Consider the following 15,045-nt stretch of genomic DNA (forward strand, 5'->3'; position numbering starts at 1 on the left):
ATCTGCTCCTAATTGAAAGCGATAAAGGCGGTGGCTGTAGAGGTTTCGGGAACCAGTGACCCCAGCGCGTTCTGGCCGACCGGATGAGCGTTCAGCGGGATGAGTGGGCTGGCAGATGCGGTGAATGGATCGCGTTCGTGGGCTGTGCCCGAGCCATCCAGTTGCGCCAGGACGGTCTGAAAACGGTCAGAATATGAGGCCGCAAGGTGCTGCGTGCGCGAGTGGTAGGCCCCGACAGCGGCAGGCCATGATCCAAGTTCCGCATAAAGCTGGGCCAGAAACCGTGCTGCATAGGTTGCGTTTTCATCCGGATCGAACATCGCGTCGATCGAGCGAAAAGCCTTACCGTGCCAGCGATAGTTGATCTGAAAGCAACCGACGTCAAAGCTGCGTACACCGGATTTGAAGATGTCGAACACGTAAGACTTTGCCTCAACCTCGGAGGCAAACCAATATCCCTGTCCTTCACGATTGACGGTCCATGGCCAGGGTTCCAGAACCCCGTCCAGCGTGCGGCCTGTTTCAACGCGGGCAATTGCCTTTAGAACATCGAGCGGAACGTCTTCGGCCAGCGCAGCCCGTTGCGCTGCGCGGTCACAAAGAGCTGCCGTTGTCGCCGCGTCTGCGGCCTGCGCCAAAAACATAAGCGCCGCAATCAGGAGGTTTTGAATTGGCATTCTGCCGGTCCGGGATTCTGATCAGTCCGGGCCAAGCTATCCAGTTACCTGTTTACAGAGAGTTAGCGTGCCTTAGTTTCGATCAATCTTTCGACCGAAGACCACGCTGGTGTTGGTGCGCGACACGCCAGGGATGCGCGCAAGTTCATCGACCAGAATGTCGAGGTCTTCGATCCGTGGCGCTTCGGCGGAAAGCAGCAGGTCAAATTCGCCATTGATTGACAAACACAATTTGACCTCGGGATAAGCTTCAAGCCGCTTGATGATACGTGTGGTTTCTTTCTGCTGCACTTCAAGCAGAACGATGATCTGAACGCGTGGCGTATCTTCGGTTTCGTGCAGGACGACCGAGTAACCAGCGATGACGCCCCGCTCTTCCATTCGATTGATGCGTTCATGCACCGTTGTCCGTGCGACGCCAAGTGTTGTTGCAATGCGGGTCGTCGAGTCGCGCGCATTGTGCTGTAAGGCGGCGATGATGCGTCGATCAAGCTGGTCCATTACGGCTCCGGATTCAGGCGGTATAGTCCCGGTTTAGGGCAGTTTGGTGCCCGGGCTCAAGGCTGGTGCGGATAACGGGGATGCAGTTCATCAATGACAATCGGATGCGCATGAGGTTTTGGCCCAGACAGGTGGGGGTGATCCTGCGGGAGGTCAGGATGGCCGTGAACCACCGCATTGTCTTCGCGCCGTGGCCAGGCAATGAGCACAAGAACCAGACCCAGAATCGCGGCAGTTACCATTCCGGCCATCGCCACAGTTGCGCCAAATCGGGTCATCAGCCACCCGGCCAGGGGATAAAGCACCAGCCAGCAAGCATGAGACAGAGTGAACTGTGCGGCAAACACGGAGGGTCGATCTTCGGGGTGGGCGGATCGGGTCAGCAGGCGGCCCGAAGGCGTCAGCATGCTGGAATACCCAAAACCAATCAATAGCCATGTCGTTGTCAGCAAACCTAATGTCATCGGCAGAGTGACAGATAGCAGCGCTGCCACCGCCATGGTGCCCGTCGCCAATGATGCGCCACCCAGCATGACGCGACGCTCTGGAATGTGATCAAGAAGGCGTGGCAGTGCAAATGCCGCGAGCATCGAACCGCCGCCGAACCCGGCCAGCGCGACGGCAACGGCGCTTTCAGAAAGACCAAGATCGCCGCGCACGATCACGACCGTGTTGACGATGACCATCGAACTGAGCGCGGCCGCGCTCCAACTCAGCGCCAGCAGGCCGCGCAGGCGCGGGGTCTTAAGGTAAATCCGTATGCCGCGCGTGGTGCGGTCGTAGATGCCGCGCGGCTGGGTTGGTTTGGGTGAGGGTAGGGTTGCAGACACTACAAGCAGGGCCGAGGCGACAAAACCGATACAGGTGCCCAGAAACAGGCTGTCGAAACTGACGAACAGCAGCAAGGTGGCAGCCAGCATTGGGCTCAACAGGCTTTCCAGATCGTAAGCCAGCCGCGACAGGGACAGGGCTTTGGTATAGTCCTGTTCGTTGGTCAGCACATCCGGGATGGTGGCCTGAAACGCGGGTGTAAATCCGGCTGAGGCGGATTGCAGCACAAAGATCAGCACGTAGACCTGCCAGATATCGGACACGAAAGGCAGGCAGAGCGCAACCACAGCGCGCACCAGATCCAGTGCGACCAGCATCCGGCGACGATCCAGCTGCTCGGCAAAGGCAGCAGCAAGCGGGGCAACGGTGACATAGGCGATCATTTTGATCGTAAGAGCGGTACCAAGGACCATCCCGGCGGCCTCTCCGGCCAGATCAAAGGCTAACAGCCCCAAGGCAACCGTCGCCAGCCCGGTTCCGGTCAGCGCCACGATCTGCGCGGCCAGCAGATGTCTGTAAGTGCGGTTTCTCAGGATGCTGAGCATTGTCGGAATTTCTCAATCGCGGTGTCGCATCCATAGTTCTCGTGTTGGCCATAAGGTCAAGGGTGCCGCTTTTCCAAGGACGGCGTTGAGTTTGCGGGCCAAACCGCCTATCTCGGGGCCGAAAGCGCACAAAGGACAATTCCGTGGCGAACCATCTGTATAAAAATGACCTGCCGGACGGGTTGGATTTGGGCCCCATCGTGGCCATTGACTGTGAAACCATGGGGTTGAACCCGCATCGAGATCGCCTGTGCGTAATCCAGATGTCAGGAGGGGACGGCAACAGCCATATCGTTCAGGTCGAGATTGGGCAGACGCAGGCGCCGAACCTCTGTGCGATGCTGGAAAACCCGAATGTTTTGAAGCTGTTCCACTTTGGCCGCTTCGATATTGCTGCGATGTATCACACCTTCGGCGCTTTGGCCGCCCCGGTCTATTGCACCAAGATCGCCAGCCGGTTGGTGCGCACCTATACTGATCGTCATGGTCTTAAGAACCTGTGTCAGGAACTGATTGGCGTCGATATCTCGAAGCAGCAGCAGATGAGCGATTGGGGCGCTGAAACGCTGACTGATGCCCAGTTGGACTATGCGGCATCGGATGTTTTGTACCTGCACCAACTGCGGGATGCACTGGACGGACGTCTGGCCCGCGAAGGCCGCACCGAAATGGCGCAGGCGTGTTTTGACTTCTTGCCAATGCGTGCGAAGCTTGACCTCGCAGGCTGGCCCGAAACTGATATTTTTGCGCACTCATGACTGACACCGAAGCATTCCTCAGAACCGCCCGGCAGGTCGTTACCGACGAAGCCCGCGCATTGGAGGTCCTTGCCGAAAGCTTGGACGAGCATTTCGCCGAAGCCGTGCAACTGATCCTGCAGGCCACTGGCCGCATCATTATCAGTGGTATCGGCAAATCCGGCCATATTGGCCACAAGATCGCGGCGACTCTGGCCAGCACTGGTACGCCCGCCTATTTTGTCCATCCCGCCGAAGCCAGCCATGGTGATTTGGGCATGGTCTCGAAAGGCGATGTGGTCCTTGCGATCTCGAACTCAGGTGAAGCGCCGGAACTGGCGAACTTGCTGGCCTTTACGCGTCGCTTTGGAATTCCGCTGATCGGGTTGTCGAGCAAGCCGGAAAGCACCTTGATGAAACAGGCGGATGTGCATCTGCTGATCCCGTCGCTGGGAGAGGCCTGTGGTTTTGGGATGGTGCCTTCAATCTCGACGACGCTGACACTGGCGATGGGCGACGCGCTGGCGATTGCGCTGATGAAGTACCGGGATTTCAAACCCGAAGATTTCCGCGCTTACCACCCCGGTGGAAAGTTGGGGGCGCAACTGTCTACTGTGCGTGATCTGATGCATGAAGATTTGCCCTTGGTGACCGCTGGCACCCCGATGAGCGAGGCGCTGCTGGTCATGAGTCAGAAGAGCTTTGGTGTTGTGGGAGTCACTGATCAGGCAGGTCGTTTGCTGGGTATTGTGACCGATGGCGACCTGCGCAGGAACATGGACGGGCTATTGAGCAAAAACACCGAAGAGGTGATGACCGAAAATCCAATGACCATTGCGCCAAGTGCTATGGCGGAGGAGGCGGTTGCAATCATGAACGATCGCAAGATCACGTCACTCTTTGTGGTTGATCCTGACACAAATGGCCCAGCCTTGGGTCTGCTGCACATACATGACTGTCTGCGTGTAGGATTGGGTTAGGAAGATGGCTGAAGTTGATCGCCATTCCCGATGGGTGCAGTTCCTGAAGGTACTGCTACCGCTTGTGGCGATTTTGTTGCTGTCTTCTGTCTTTCTTCTTTCTCGCAGCGTCGACACCAATGTCTCGGTGCCGTTCAGTGATCAGGATATTGACGACCGGCTGACAGACCAGGTGGTCACGCGGCCCGACTATAAAGGTGTCACCCGCAAGGGCGAGGAAATCCGCGTCGAAGCCCGAAGGGCCAGTCAGGGTGGCGATGGCGACACACCGACGGCAGCCGAAGTGCAGGGCCGCTTTGGACTAAGCAATGGGGGCGAGATCACACTCGAATCCAACACAGGCATCATCAGGCCAGACAAGGGTACTGCAACGTTTGCAGGGGATGTGGTCATCACCACCAGAGACGGCATCCAGGTCACCACCGACCTGTTGAATACGTCACTGGATGAAATACGTGGTGATAGCCCTGGCCAGATTGACGGAACCGGTCCGATTGGCGACTTTACTGCCGGAAGAATGGTGTTTGGGACCGAAAAAAAGGACGGTCCGGTTCATATTCTTTTTACAGGCGGCGTGAAGTTGATATATGAGCCGCAAAAAGCAGAAAGATAACTTGTGTTCGATTTACGTGTCGCCTTTTTGTGTCTAGCCGTGGCTGTCGGAGCCACACCTGTTTCTGCACAAGAGGCTCAGGTGGCGTTCGGCTCTGTCAATGCCGACCCGACGCTGCCGGTCGAGGTGACGTCCGAGACATTGAACGTGAATCAGGAAGATGGATCGGCCGAGTTTATCGGCAACGTCATTGTCATCCAGGGTGAGATGCGCCTGACGGCAGACCGGGTTCTTGTCATCTATAACGAAGAACGCTCGGCCATCGAACGGATGGAGGCCACCGAAAACGTGGTTCTGGTCAGTCCGCCCGACGCAGCCGAGGGCGATTGGGCAGAATACACCATCGACTCCGGCGTGATTGAGATGAAGGGCAACGTGTTGCTGACGCAGGGCCCAAGTATCATCAGCGGCGACGAGATGATTGCAAATCTGACGACGGGAACTGCGACGATGTCAGGGCGTGTCAAAACCATTCTGCAACAAGGTGGCAACTGATGAACCGGCCCGAACTCTCCATCGCTGAAGGTTCTTCTGGTCTGAAGATCGAAAAGCTACGAAAGTCTTATCGCAAGAAGACCGTCATTCGCGATGTGTCCATGGAATTGAACCGCTCCGAGGTCGTGGCGTTGCTAGGCCCGAACGGATCGGGCAAGACCACCACTTTTTATTCTGTCGCCGGTCTGGTTTTCCCCGAAGCGGGCACGGTCACGATTGATGGGCAGAGCGTCACGACCCTGCCGATGTATCGTCGTGCACGGATGGGGATCGGATATCTGCCGCAGGAGATGTCGATTTTCCGCGGGATGAGCGTTGAAGACAACATCGCTTCGGTTCTAGATATCACGGTTAAACATGCCCATCGCCGCAAGGAGCGGCTGGAAGAGCTGCTATCGGACTTTTCCATCGAACACCTGCGCCGAGCGCCTGCATTGGCATTGTCCGGCGGGGAACGCCGCCGGGTCGAAATTGCGCGCTGTCTGGCCGCCGATCCGAAATATCTGCTGTTGGACGAACCATTTGCGGGTGTCGACCCGATCAGTGTCGGTGATATCCGGCATCTGGTGGCCGATCTGAAAAAGCGTGGCATCGGAGTGCTGATCACGGATCATAACGTCCGGGAAACGCTGGAGATTGTGGATCGGGCTTATATCTTGCATGACGGCCAGGTTTTGATGTCAGGCACGCCCGATGAAGTTGTCGAAAACGAAAATGTTCGCCGGGTCTATCTGGGTGAAAACTTCCGTATTTCATAAGGTTGTGCGGAGATGCGCCTGATGCATGACGGAAATCACGTATATACACACCTGTTTTGATTGACTCTTCCCTCACCTCTTGGCTCAATTGGCATATGGCATTTCTTCGGTTCCAAACTGGATCTCGATCTCCCTTCGTTGAAGGGCCGGGCCAACGGCAACCGCAGAACATGCCGATACCCCCCACCCGATAAAAACAAGTCAGTCGCGTTACGCGACGTCAGAATGGGTGTGAATTGTGAAGGAGATCACATGCGTTACCAAATCAGCGGAAAACAGATCGACATCGGTGCGGCCCTGCAGACCCATGTGCAGACCGAACTGGGCGAGGTCGTGGGCAAATATGCCCAGCGGCCTACAGACGCCAACGTCGTCTTTTCCCGTTCGGCGCATGAATATGTATGCGAAACCACCGTGCATCTGTCGACCGGCCTGACCGCACAGGCCAAGGCGCACGCGACCGAGATTTACGCGGCATTCGAAGGCTGCTGCGACAAGATGGAGACACAACTGCGACGCTATAAGCGCCGCCTGAAAGACCACCACAAGGATCGGTCCGAGCCGGTTGAACTCTTTGGCGCGTCCTCTTATATCCTCGCCTCTGACGAATCGGAGACGGCAGACGAACCCGAATCGCTGCAGCCTATGATCGTGGCTGAGATGGAAACCAAGATCCCATCGCTCAGTGTTGGTGAAGCCGTCATGCAGATGGAACTCGCTGGTGCTCCGGTACTGGTGTTCCGAAATGAGAACAAGGACGGATTGAATGTCGTTTATCGCCGCGAGGACGGCAATATCGGTTGGATCGATCCGTAACAGGCAAGACTAATCGGCCTGCCCCCGAATAGCTGGGGGCACGGCTTAGGAGCAAAATGATGGAGCTTTCGAGCATTCTAAAGCCAGAAGCGGTGCGTGTACTGTCCGCTGCTTCCAGCAAGAAGCGTTTGTTTCAGGAAATTGGCGATGTGGGCGCCGCGACGCTTGGGCTGGATGCTCAGACGATCGTAGACAGCCTGCTTGAGAGGGAGAGCCTTGGCCCAACTGGTGTTGGACATGGTGTTGCACTTCCGCACGCACGGCTTTCCGAACTAGAATCGGTTTCGGGTGTGTTTGTCATGCTGGAAAAGCCCATCGACTTCGGCTCGGTCGATCGTCAGCCGGTCGATTTGGCGTTTTCCCTGTTTGCGCCAGAAGAGGCGGGGGTTGAACACCTTAAGGCGCTGGCGTTGGTCTCGCGCACGCTGCGCGAGCAATCGGTCTGCGCCAAGCTGCGGGCCAACCCTGACCCGGTAAAGCTGTATGCCATTCTGACTGAAGCGCAATCGATGCAAGCTGCCTGATTGGCCCACTTATCAACAAAAAAGCCCCCGATTTGTCGGGGGCTTTTTTTGTTTCTTTATCTGGCGTGATCAGCCGCCGGATCCCATCTCCAGCGTCCACCAGATCTTGCCACCGCCTTCTTGGTGCCAGGCGAATCCCATCTGGGTGGCGCGCGGGTCCATGATCACGGCACGAGGACCGGGTTCCTGCATCCATGCGGCCAGCGTTTCGGTCTCGGTCTCAAAGGTTTCCGAGATCGCTTCACCCAGGAATGTACCGAAGTAACCGGCGCGCGCCGCGCGATCCAACGGAGACGAACCGTCCGAACCGAAATGCCATGGCCGATTCTGTCGCGCCATGTCTTTCGCATGAGTGGCGGCAGCTGCATTCAGTTGCGAGTTCAATTGGACCTGTTGCAGGCCAGATGCCTGCCGCAAGGCATTCACCGAATCCAGCATTCTAAACTGCAGCTTTTCAGGGTTGCCACGAATTTTGTACACGGATGGCAGCGGCCTGCCATCGGCGCCAATAGCGGATGTGCCCGAATCGGTACATGCCGCAAGTGCGACAAAACAAATCGCTAGTAGAGAAAGAATACGTGTCATGATCGGCCTAAATATTGTGTCGAGAAGGGAAATAGCCTGCTTGACCGCCCGGAGCAAACCTACAATGCCCCAACCTTGCGTGATTCTGCCGGTTTGATTTGCGACTGAAGCATTCTGGCCATAAAATGCCTTAGATTTTGCATTTGCTGTTAGCAGAGGACCGATCTCCATGGTCAAGAAACATATTCTTACTTCGACGCGCCGGGGATTCCTGGCCGGTGCAACCGCCAGCTTGGCCTCGCCTGCGTTGGCTCAGTATATTCCGGGCGACCCGCTACGCCCCGCCCCGGAACCGGAAGCTCCGGTACGCCGCAATGTGTCTGGATTCCGCGCGCTGGACTGGCAGCCCTATTTTTCGAACACAAGAAACGGTGCCATTCTGGTGGATACCGTATCCAGAGCGCTGCATTATTGGTCAGATGATCAATCCGTATACAAACTGTACCCCTCTTCGGTGCCTCTGACCGAGGAATTGACCCGTCGCGGACGCACCAGTGTCATTCGCAAGGTGGAAGGCCCAAGCTGGTCACCGACGCCATCGATGAAGAAGCGCAACCCTGAATGGCCGGATTATATTCCGCCGGGTCCTGATAACCCGCTGGGAACACACGCTTTATATCTGAGCTGGAAGTATTATCGCATCCATGGCACCCACGATACGCGTAAAATTGGACGCCGGTCGTCGAACGGGTGCATTGGCTTGTTCAACGATGACATCGCCGAACTGTTTTCTATGGCTAAGGTCGGCACGCAAGTGTTGCTAATTTGACGACATTTTCGCGCACGAACCCGCTTGCGGGACAAGTTGCAATTGCAATCCGCCTGCATTGCTGATTAGAAAAACTCACGAGGTAAGTCTTAGATGCGTGGTTTCGCTATTGGGAATCGCGCAAATTCTGGAGGTTAATATGAAGAAACTCGTTCTCGCTGCTGCTCTGACCGCTGCTGCTTCGACCGCATATGCTGGCAACCTGGAAGAGCCGGTTGTTGAAGCACCTGTTGTTGTCGAAGAGACCCAAGGTTCGTCGCAGGGCATCATCCTGCCGCTGATCCTGCTGGTTGTTGTTGCCGCAGCTGTTGCAGCAAGCTAAGTCGACGAGACTTTATGCACTTAAAAGGCGGTGGTGCAAACCACCGCCTTTTTTCGTGTCTGGTGAAAGCGCGCGATTAGTCTAACCAACCACGCAGATTGTCTTCGATCACCTTGCTCAGCGCGGCGATATGCGAATCATCGTCGTTAAGGCAAGGGATATAGGTGAACGATTCACCGCCTGCCTCTTCGAAGCTCTCTTTGATCTCTTCGTTGATCTCTTCCAGCGTCTCAATGCAATCGGCAGAGAAGGCAGGTGCGATGACGGCGATGTTCTTCTTACCCTGACGCGCCAGATCAGCCACGTGATCGACGGTGTAGGGCTTCAGCCATTCTTCCGGTCCAAAGCGCGATTGAAAGGTCGAGATCAGCTGATCATCCGTCCATCCCAGACGCTCTTTCAGTAGCCTTGATGTTTTCACGCATTGGCAGTGATATGGGTCCCCTTGCTGCAAATAGCGCTGGGGCATCCCATGATACGAGCAGACCAGGACATCCGGTTTTGTCTCCATATCTGCATAGGCGCGCTCGACAGAGCGCGCCAACGCATCGATATAGGCAGGTTCGTCGAAATAGGCCGGAACAGTTCGGCTGGCAGGCTGCCATGTCTCTTTCATCAACGCGCGGAAGAACTGATCATTTGCTGTAGCAGTCGTGGCACCGGCGTATTGCGGGTAGAGCGGGAAGAACAGGATGCGATCACAGCCTTCTTCTACCATCTCTCGGACCTTCGACGGAGTTGAAGGATTGCCGTAGCGCATGCAAAAATCCAGCATCACCCGATCGCCATACCGCTGCTGCATCGCTGCGCGCAGCTTGGCAGTCTGATCTTTGGTGATCGTCATCAACGGGCTTTCGCCCTTATCGTGATTCCAGATTGACTTGTACGCCTCACCCGAACTGAAAGGCCGCTTGGTCAGAATGATGCTTTGCAGAATCGGCTGCCACTTCCACGCCGGGTAGTCGATCACGCGCTTGTCCGACAGGAACTCGTTCAGATACCGCCGCATAGGCCAATAACTGTAGTCATCTGGAGTTCCCAGATTAGCCAGCAGGATGCCGACGCGGCCCATCTTGACCTTGGGATGGTCTGCAGGGGCATGGGTTGGACGAGTGGCATCGAACATTGAAAGCTTCCTGATTTGTGGTGTCTGGCCTGAGATATAGGGAAAAGGCCGGTCGTCAATCGGGCAGTTTGCCCTCATCCGTACCTAGCGCATCAGCCAGCCGCATCTTGGCGGATCCCGGACGCAAAGGTTTGGGTTGGCTGTCATCGGGGGCCCAGCCCGTCAGACAGATCAATTCAAATGTTGCCGCCAGGCGGCCCTGTGGCGATTTGTAATGTCCGGCATAGATGTCTTCCGCTTTGTCAAAAACAGCACGTCGGGTCGCGTGTTTCAGGCGATCGGCCAATGCATTGGTTTCTCCCATTGCACGCAGATCACGCATCAGATGCAGCAGATCGCGGTATTCCGCAGACAGTGTCGCCTTGTCGGCGACGGGCAAAGCCAGCCCGGCCCGCTGCAGCAGCCCCCCCAGATCACGAAGCTCGGCCATGGGAGCAATACGGGGGCTGAGACCGCCAGTCACCTCGATCTCGGCTTGACCCAAGGCCGCGCGTAATTCCTTTAGGGTGTCGCCTCCTAAACATACCGCTAACAGCAATCCGTCGGATTTTAGGGCGCGATGGCATTGGATCAGTTGGCCGACCGGGTCGTTTGCCCAATGCAGTGCCATCGCATGTATCAAGAGATCATGCTCTCCTGGAGTTAGGTCGAGAACATCTTCATCCCTGATCACCCGGGCCTCGGGCCACAACCCCTCCCAGATATGAGGGAAGGGCGTCACGACGGCGGGTGCCTGAAAGGTTTTGTTAACCATGGACAGACGATCCTGCACTTCGTCGACAGCGGCATGGTGCAGGAAAAGCGCGTCGTCCCGCGCGCGGCTGCGGTGAAGCGCAAGGACGGCGCGGTCAAACAGAGAGGGTGTAGTGTCGGACGGAAGCTTCATAAGCCGCAAGTATCGCATTCGTCAGGGGATGCAAACCGCTGTCGAGATGATCTACCCACCGCGTTGCCTGTCCTGCGGAGCACTGACCGAATCCGATTTCGGCCTCTGCGGCGCATGCTGGCGCGACACGCCGTTCATCGGTGGCACCGTCTGCGAAAGCTGCGGCATGCCACTTCCCGGCGCGCAGGACGGACACCGGATTGAATGTGATGACTGCCTCAGGGCACCACGCGCGTGGCAGCATGGTCGGGCAGCGTTGCTGTATCAGGGGCGCGCGAAGGCACTCATACTTGCCTTTAAGCACGGGGATCGGCCTGAGTTGGCCCGCCCTGCCGCACGCTGGATGGCTCAAGCCGGGCACGAGCTGTTGCGCCCGAACATATTGATCGCGCCGGTACCGCTGCACTGGACCCGGCTGATCAAGCGTCGCTACAACCAATCGGCGCTTCTGGCGCAGCATCTGGGCCGGCAAACGGGGTTGAGTGTCTGCCCCGATCTTCTGGTTCGCACGGTCCGCACCCCTGTTCTGGACGGAAAAACTGCGGTTGAGCGATCCCTTGCGTTGTCCAACGCCATATCCCTGCACCGAAAACGTGCTCCCATGATCAGAGGCCGGGATATTCTTCTGGTCGATGATGTTATGACCTCGGGTGCGACGTTGGACGCCTGCGCGCGTGTCTGTCGCGCGTCAGGGGCAAATCATATTTTCGTGTTGGTACTGGCGCGCGTTGCCAAGGATGCCTAATTCGCCCAAGAATGTGCGAAACCCAAAGGGACGGAATATGAAGCCGGTAGAAATCTACACCTCGCCGCTGTGCGGCTTTTGTCATGCGGCCAAGCGGTTGTTGAAACAGAAAGGCGTCGAATTCAAGGAAATAGACGTGCTGATGCATCCGAAACGCAAACCTGAAATGATCCAGCGCGCGGCAGGAAAACGCACTGTGCCGCAGATTTTTGTGGGCACCACCCATGTTGGTGGGTGCGACGATCTTTACGAGCTTGAACGTCAGGGCAAGCTGGACCGCCTGCTGGCGGCTTGATGAAAACCGCTTTGCTGCAGATCACCGCGTCGGATGATCCGACCGAGAATCTGGACATGGTGCGAACCATGATGGCCGATGCAGCTGCGCAAGGTGCGCAGTTCATTCTGACGCCTGAAGTCACGAATTGCGTCTCAACCAGCACCACTCGGCAGCGCGAGGTTTTGCAGCATGAAGAAGACGATATCACTCTGGCGGGCCTTGGCGAACAGGCCGCCAATTTGGGTGTGTGGCTGCTCATCGGTTCACTAGCGATCAAAACGCATGATGCCGATGGCCGCTTTGCCAACCGTAGCTTCATGATCGACCCGCAGGGGCAGATCGTGGCGCGGTATGATAAGATTCACATGTTCGACGTGCAGGTCACGGAATCCGAGACCTTCCGCGAATCGAAGAACTACCGCCCCGGTCAGAAAGCGGTGATTGCCGACACCGATTTCGATAAAGTCGGACTGACCATCTGCTATGATATTCGATTTCCCTACCTGTATGCCGCTTTGGCGCAGGCAGGCGCGCGGATTCTCACTGTCCCGGCGGCGTTTTCGCCGGTCACTGGTGCGGCCCATTGGGAAGCGCTGCTACGCGCGCGGGCCATTGAGACCGGCTGCTGGGTGCTGGCTCCGGCACAAACGGGTGAGCACCCTAAAACTCGTGGCAAGACGCGATATACACACGGCCACAGTATGGTTGTCGCCCCGTGGGGAGAGGTGCTGATCGACGCAGGCACCGATCCGGGCATTCACTTTTTTGATTTGGATGATAGGTCTGTTACAGAGGCGCGACGACGCGTGCCTTCACTAACACATGTCCGCCCCTTTGACGGACCCTGATCCAGAACCGGACCATGACTGACGAAAAAAATGCCCTTGCGGTCACGCTGTTCAGCGAGATCCTGACCGCCGATCAGCTATTGCGCAACCGGCTGAGCCGGGTGCTGCCCAAGGGCATGGAAATCTCGCATTTCTCGGTGCTGAACCATCTGGTGTTTGTCGGCGACGAGCGCACCCCGGCGCAACTTGCCAACACGTTCCATGTGACGCGCGGGGCGATGACCAACACTTTGGCCAAGCTGGAATGGGCCGGTTATATCCACATCCGCCCCGACTGGGACGACGCCCGCCGCAAGATGGTCGCCATCAGCCCCGCAGGCCGACGCGCACGCGATCAGGCGATTTCCTCGATTGCCCCGCTGATCAACCGCGTGGTCGGAGAGCTGGGGCTGGAGCGGGTGCGCAGCACGCTGCCCGTGCTACGGGATTTGCGGTTGCAGTTGGAGGGGGAGTAGGGGCTTTACGCCAACTGCGCCAAAGGATCGTAAAAGATGACGGATGAAATTTGGGTTTCAGACATTACCGTCGGGATGGACCTGCAGAGGCCATTCCGGGCGCTTGTCCCCGATGATTTTCCTGAAGAACCAAGTGAACGCTTCAAGGCCTTCAGGTGGCAACCCGGATCAGGTTATCATGCGAATCTGTATCGTTGGCAGCGCCACGGGGAGCCGCTGGAGCAGCAGGATATCTTGCCGGATTTCTTTCAAGAGGTTGCTCCTGAAGATCATGATTTTGAGCCTCACTACGGGAAGTATTCTCCTGTAATCACTTTGTTTGGAATTCTGGCGATCCGATCAGATGTGGCTGATATCCTCAAAAATCTCGAATTAGGGCAAGGGGGGCTTTATCCCGTCAACCTGTTCGAAAGAGACAAGATCACACCGATTGAGCAGGACTACTCGATCCTGTGGATCGCAAACAAATCCGGCACGCTGAACATTGCTGAGTCAAAAAGTCTTCGACGAGCCCGACCCGACCGGGATGACCTTTTTCGACTTCCTGAATGGAGGGATGCCAAGCCCGGGGACGTTGTCTGCAATGCAGATGCGGCGTCCGGGATCGACATTTGGCGCGACCCGGGCGTACCACATCGCGTTTTTCTAAATGGGCGTCTCAAACGCTCGTTGGACGAAGCTGGTTTTGCCTCAGCGTTTTACCTTCACCGTTTAGCCGTAAAATAATCAAGCGTAGGATGGGTTTTAACCCATCGCTTAAGATCGAAAACGCTTGCAAGATGGGTTGAAAACCCATCCTACCTAGGCTTCACACTCGCCGTCACGTAATTCACGCTCAAATCCCGGTCCGAGATCGACCAGCTCCACAGGATCGGGTTGAAAACGAACCCCTTACGGTCCACCGGGTCCAGCCCGGCCTGGCGCAGCAGGTCGAACAGTTCATCGGGTGTGATGAACTTGTTCCACTCATGCGTGCCGCGGGGCAGCCAACGCATGACGACCTCGGCCCCGAAAATGGCCATGGCATAGGATTTCGGATTGCGGTTGATGGTGGAGCAGATCAGCAACCCGCCGGGTTTCAGAAGTTGTTGCGATGCAGTCAGGAAACCCAACGGGTCGGCCACATGCTCGACCACCTCCATGTTCAGCACGACGTCGAACTGTTCACCTGCGGCGGCCATATCCTCGGCGGTCGTGTGGCGGTAGTCGATCTGCAGGCCCGATTGTTCGGCATGGATGCGCGCGACGGGCAGGTTGCCCTCAGCAGCGTCGGCGCCGACGACTTCGGCCCCAAGGCGGGACATGGGTTCGCTCAGCAACCCTCCGCCGCAGCCGATATCGAGAAGGCGTAGGCCCTCGAATGGCTTCGCGACTTTGAGATCACGGTCAAACTCACCTGCGATCTGCTGTGTGATATAATCCAGACGACACGGATTCAGCATGTGCAGAGGTTTGAATTTCCCATGCGGGTCCCACCATTCTGCGGCCATCGCTTCGAATTTTGCGATCTCTGACGGGTCCACTGTGTTCGGATGCGCTTGCATTCCTGTCTCCG

The 15,045-nt window shown here is 56.9% G+C and carries 21 protein-coding genes; 14 read left to right on the forward strand and 7 right to left on the reverse strand.

Translation table 11 applies throughout. The features are described from left to right. Window positions 1-8: 8 nt before the first annotated feature. The 3 genes from ACR0KC_RS21025 to ACR0KC_RS21035 form a co-directional block, all read right to left on the reverse strand. Window positions 9-677: a lytic transglycosylase domain-containing protein gene (locus tag ACR0KC_RS21025; protein ID WP_480707572.1), complete on the reverse strand. Its 669-nt coding sequence runs from the start codon at window positions 675-677 to the stop codon at window positions 9-11. A 72-nt stretch (window positions 678-749) separates the two neighbouring features. Then, window positions 750-1,178: an Lrp/AsnC family transcriptional regulator gene (locus tag ACR0KC_RS21030; RefSeq protein ID WP_480707573.1), complete on the reverse strand. Its 429-nt coding sequence runs from the start codon at window positions 1,176-1,178 to the stop codon at window positions 750-752. 56 nt (window positions 1,179-1,234) lie between these two features. Next, entirely contained in the window at window positions 1,235-2,554 is a 1,320-nt protein-coding gene (locus ACR0KC_RS21035) for an MFS transporter (RefSeq protein ID WP_480772279.1), read from the reverse strand. A gap of 143 nt (window positions 2,555-2,697) precedes the next feature. Here ACR0KC_RS21035 and ACR0KC_RS21040 point away from each other — a divergent pair, with 143 nt between their 5' ends. From ACR0KC_RS21040 to ACR0KC_RS21070, 7 genes are all read left to right on the forward strand, one after another. Next, on the forward strand, window positions 2,698-3,312 hold the full coding sequence (locus ACR0KC_RS21040) for a ribonuclease D (protein WP_480707575.1): 615 nt from the start codon (window positions 2,698-2,700) through the stop codon (window positions 3,310-3,312). Then, window positions 3,309-4,271, forward strand: a complete 963-nt coding sequence (locus tag ACR0KC_RS21045) for a KpsF/GutQ family sugar-phosphate isomerase (protein ID WP_170395309.1) — start codon at window positions 3,309-3,311, stop codon at window positions 4,269-4,271. Before ACR0KC_RS21040 ends, ACR0KC_RS21045 begins: the two co-directional genes overlap by 4 nt. Before the next feature lie 4 nt (window positions 4,272-4,275). Further along, window positions 4,276-4,884, forward strand: coding sequence for an LPS export ABC transporter periplasmic protein LptC (locus ACR0KC_RS21050; RefSeq protein ID WP_170408672.1), 609 nt, complete (start codon window positions 4,276-4,278; stop codon window positions 4,882-4,884). 3 nt (window positions 4,885-4,887) lie between these two features. Next, on the forward strand, window positions 4,888-5,379 hold the full coding sequence (locus ACR0KC_RS21055) for an LptA/OstA family protein (RefSeq protein WP_255611996.1): 492 nt from the start codon (window positions 4,888-4,890) through the stop codon (window positions 5,377-5,379). Then, window positions 5,379-6,137, forward strand: a complete 759-nt coding sequence (gene lptB / locus ACR0KC_RS21060) for an LPS export ABC transporter ATP-binding protein (protein WP_170395315.1) — start codon at window positions 5,379-5,381, stop codon at window positions 6,135-6,137. The genes ACR0KC_RS21055 and lptB overlap by 1 nt, the downstream gene beginning before the upstream one ends. A 252-nt stretch (window positions 6,138-6,389) precedes the next feature. Then, window positions 6,390-6,953 (forward strand): ribosome hibernation-promoting factor, HPF/YfiA family, encoded by a 564-nt coding sequence (hpf, locus tag ACR0KC_RS21065; protein ID WP_039541074.1) that lies wholly within the window; start codon window positions 6,390-6,392, stop codon window positions 6,951-6,953. 59 nt (window positions 6,954-7,012) lie between these two features. Then, entirely contained in the window at window positions 7,013-7,477 is a 465-nt protein-coding gene (locus tag ACR0KC_RS21070) for a PTS sugar transporter subunit IIA (protein WP_170395318.1), read from the forward strand. A 69-nt stretch (window positions 7,478-7,546) separates the two neighbouring features. On the opposite strand, the gene dalA is transcribed toward ACR0KC_RS21070, so the two are convergent. Further along, the gene (dalA, locus tag ACR0KC_RS21075) at window positions 7,547-8,062 is read right to left on the reverse strand and encodes a divisome-associated lipoprotein DalA (RefSeq protein WP_255611997.1); all 516 of its coding nucleotides are present in this window, start codon (window positions 8,060-8,062) and stop codon (window positions 7,547-7,549) included. Window positions 8,063-8,231: 169 nt separating this feature from the next. Between dalA and ACR0KC_RS21080 the strand changes: the two genes are divergently transcribed. After that, on the forward strand, window positions 8,232-8,831 hold the full coding sequence (locus ACR0KC_RS21080; RefSeq protein ID WP_170395325.1) for a L,D-transpeptidase: 600 nt from the start codon (window positions 8,232-8,234) through the stop codon (window positions 8,829-8,831). A 139-nt stretch (window positions 8,832-8,970) separates the two neighbouring features. Beyond that, window positions 8,971-9,153: a hypothetical protein gene (locus tag ACR0KC_RS21085; protein WP_010442520.1), complete on the forward strand. Its 183-nt coding sequence runs from the start codon at window positions 8,971-8,973 to the stop codon at window positions 9,151-9,153. Between the two features lie 76 nt (window positions 9,154-9,229). Here the strand turns inward: ACR0KC_RS21085 and hemH are convergent, their stop codons facing one another. Together hemH and ACR0KC_RS21095 are read right to left on the reverse strand one after the other, a co-directional pair. After that, window positions 9,230-10,279 carry a ferrochelatase gene (gene hemH / locus ACR0KC_RS21090; protein WP_480772280.1) on the reverse strand — a complete coding sequence of 350 codons (1,050 nt, stop codon included), beginning with the start codon at window positions 10,277-10,279 and terminating at the stop codon, window positions 9,230-9,232. 55 nt (window positions 10,280-10,334) lie between these two features. After that, window positions 10,335-11,165 carry a methyltransferase domain-containing protein gene (locus tag ACR0KC_RS21095; protein WP_480772281.1) on the reverse strand — a complete coding sequence of 277 codons (831 nt, stop codon included), beginning with the start codon at window positions 11,163-11,165 and terminating at the stop codon, window positions 10,335-10,337. A gap of 28 nt (window positions 11,166-11,193) precedes the next feature. Between ACR0KC_RS21095 and ACR0KC_RS21100 the strand changes: the two genes are divergently transcribed. From ACR0KC_RS21100 to ACR0KC_RS21120, 5 genes are read left to right on the forward strand one after another with little or no spacing between them, the layout of a single operon-like run. Beyond that, window positions 11,194-11,910, forward strand: coding sequence for a double zinc ribbon domain-containing protein (locus tag ACR0KC_RS21100; RefSeq protein ID WP_480707598.1), 717 nt, complete (start codon window positions 11,194-11,196; stop codon window positions 11,908-11,910). Between the two features lie 37 nt (window positions 11,911-11,947). After that, entirely contained in the window at window positions 11,948-12,205 is a 258-nt protein-coding gene (gene grxC / locus ACR0KC_RS21105) for a glutaredoxin 3 (RefSeq protein WP_170395334.1), read from the forward strand. Next, window positions 12,205-13,035: a carbon-nitrogen hydrolase family protein gene (locus ACR0KC_RS21110; protein WP_170515687.1), complete on the forward strand. Its 831-nt coding sequence runs from the start codon at window positions 12,205-12,207 to the stop codon at window positions 13,033-13,035. The genes grxC and ACR0KC_RS21110 overlap by 1 nt, the downstream gene beginning before the upstream one ends. A gap of 14 nt (window positions 13,036-13,049) precedes the next feature. Beyond that, entirely contained in the window at window positions 13,050-13,490 is a 441-nt protein-coding gene (locus ACR0KC_RS21115; RefSeq protein ID WP_170395340.1) for a MarR family winged helix-turn-helix transcriptional regulator, read from the forward strand. Window positions 13,491-13,526: 36 nt separating this feature from the next. Further along, window positions 13,527-14,216 (forward strand): hypothetical protein, encoded by a 690-nt coding sequence (locus ACR0KC_RS21120; RefSeq protein WP_480772282.1) that lies wholly within the window; start codon window positions 13,527-13,529, stop codon window positions 14,214-14,216. A gap of 71 nt (window positions 14,217-14,287) precedes the next feature. Here ACR0KC_RS21120 and ubiG read toward each other — a convergent pair whose 3' ends face one another. Next, a complete protein-coding gene (ubiG, locus tag ACR0KC_RS21125) occupies window positions 14,288-15,034 on the reverse strand; it encodes a bifunctional 2-polyprenyl-6-hydroxyphenol methylase/3-demethylubiquinol 3-O-methyltransferase UbiG (RefSeq protein WP_480707579.1) in 747 nt (248 codons plus the stop codon). Between the last annotated feature and the right edge of the window lie 11 nt (window positions 15,035-15,045).

The organism is Ruegeria sp. CF3 (assembly GCF_056537365.1).

Bases quoted from the DNA above. Each gene is read 5' to 3' on its own strand.
- ACR0KC_RS21025 (WP_480707572.1), bottom strand. From the start codon at position 677: ATGCCAATTCAAAACCTCCTGATTGCGGCGCTTATGTTTTTGGCGCAG.
- ACR0KC_RS21030 (WP_480707573.1), bottom strand. From the start codon at position 1,178: ATGGACCAGCTTGATCGACGCATCATCGCCGCCTTACAGCACAATGCG.
- ACR0KC_RS21035 (WP_480772279.1), bottom strand. From the start codon at position 2,554: ATGCTCAGCATCCTGAGAAACCGCACTTACAGACATCTGCTGGCCGCG.
- ACR0KC_RS21045 (WP_170395309.1), top strand. From the start codon at position 3,309: ATGACTGACACCGAAGCATTCCTCAGAACCGCCCGGCAGGTCGTTACC.
- ACR0KC_RS21050 (WP_170408672.1), top strand. From the start codon at position 4,276: ATGGCTGAAGTTGATCGCCATTCCCGATGGGTGCAGTTCCTGAAGGTA.
- lptB (WP_170395315.1), top strand. From the start codon at position 5,379: ATGAACCGGCCCGAACTCTCCATCGCTGAAGGTTCTTCTGGTCTGAAG.
- hpf (WP_039541074.1), top strand. From the start codon at position 6,390: ATGCGTTACCAAATCAGCGGAAAACAGATCGACATCGGTGCGGCCCTG.
- ACR0KC_RS21070 (WP_170395318.1), top strand. From the start codon at position 7,013: ATGGAGCTTTCGAGCATTCTAAAGCCAGAAGCGGTGCGTGTACTGTCC.
- dalA (WP_255611997.1), bottom strand. From the start codon at position 8,062: ATGACACGTATTCTTTCTCTACTAGCGATTTGTTTTGTCGCACTTGCG.
- ACR0KC_RS21080 (WP_170395325.1), top strand. From the start codon at position 8,232: ATGGTCAAGAAACATATTCTTACTTCGACGCGCCGGGGATTCCTGGCC.
- ACR0KC_RS21085 (WP_010442520.1), top strand. From the start codon at position 8,971: ATGAAGAAACTCGTTCTCGCTGCTGCTCTGACCGCTGCTGCTTCGACC.
- hemH (WP_480772280.1), bottom strand. From the start codon at position 10,279: ATGTTCGATGCCACTCGTCCAACCCATGCCCCTGCAGACCATCCCAAG.
- ACR0KC_RS21095 (WP_480772281.1), bottom strand. From the start codon at position 11,165: ATGAAGCTTCCGTCCGACACTACACCCTCTCTGTTTGACCGCGCCGTC.
- ACR0KC_RS21100 (WP_480707598.1), top strand. From the start codon at position 11,194: ATGCAAACCGCTGTCGAGATGATCTACCCACCGCGTTGCCTGTCCTGC.
- grxC (WP_170395334.1), top strand. From the start codon at position 11,948: ATGAAGCCGGTAGAAATCTACACCTCGCCGCTGTGCGGCTTTTGTCAT.
- ACR0KC_RS21110 (WP_170515687.1), top strand. From the start codon at position 12,205: ATGAAAACCGCTTTGCTGCAGATCACCGCGTCGGATGATCCGACCGAG.
- ACR0KC_RS21115 (WP_170395340.1), top strand. From the start codon at position 13,050: ATGACTGACGAAAAAAATGCCCTTGCGGTCACGCTGTTCAGCGAGATC.
- ACR0KC_RS21120 (WP_480772282.1), top strand. From the start codon at position 13,527: ATGACGGATGAAATTTGGGTTTCAGACATTACCGTCGGGATGGACCTG.
- ubiG (WP_480707579.1), bottom strand. From the start codon at position 15,034: ATGCAAGCGCATCCGAACACAGTGGACCCGTCAGAGATCGCAAAATTC.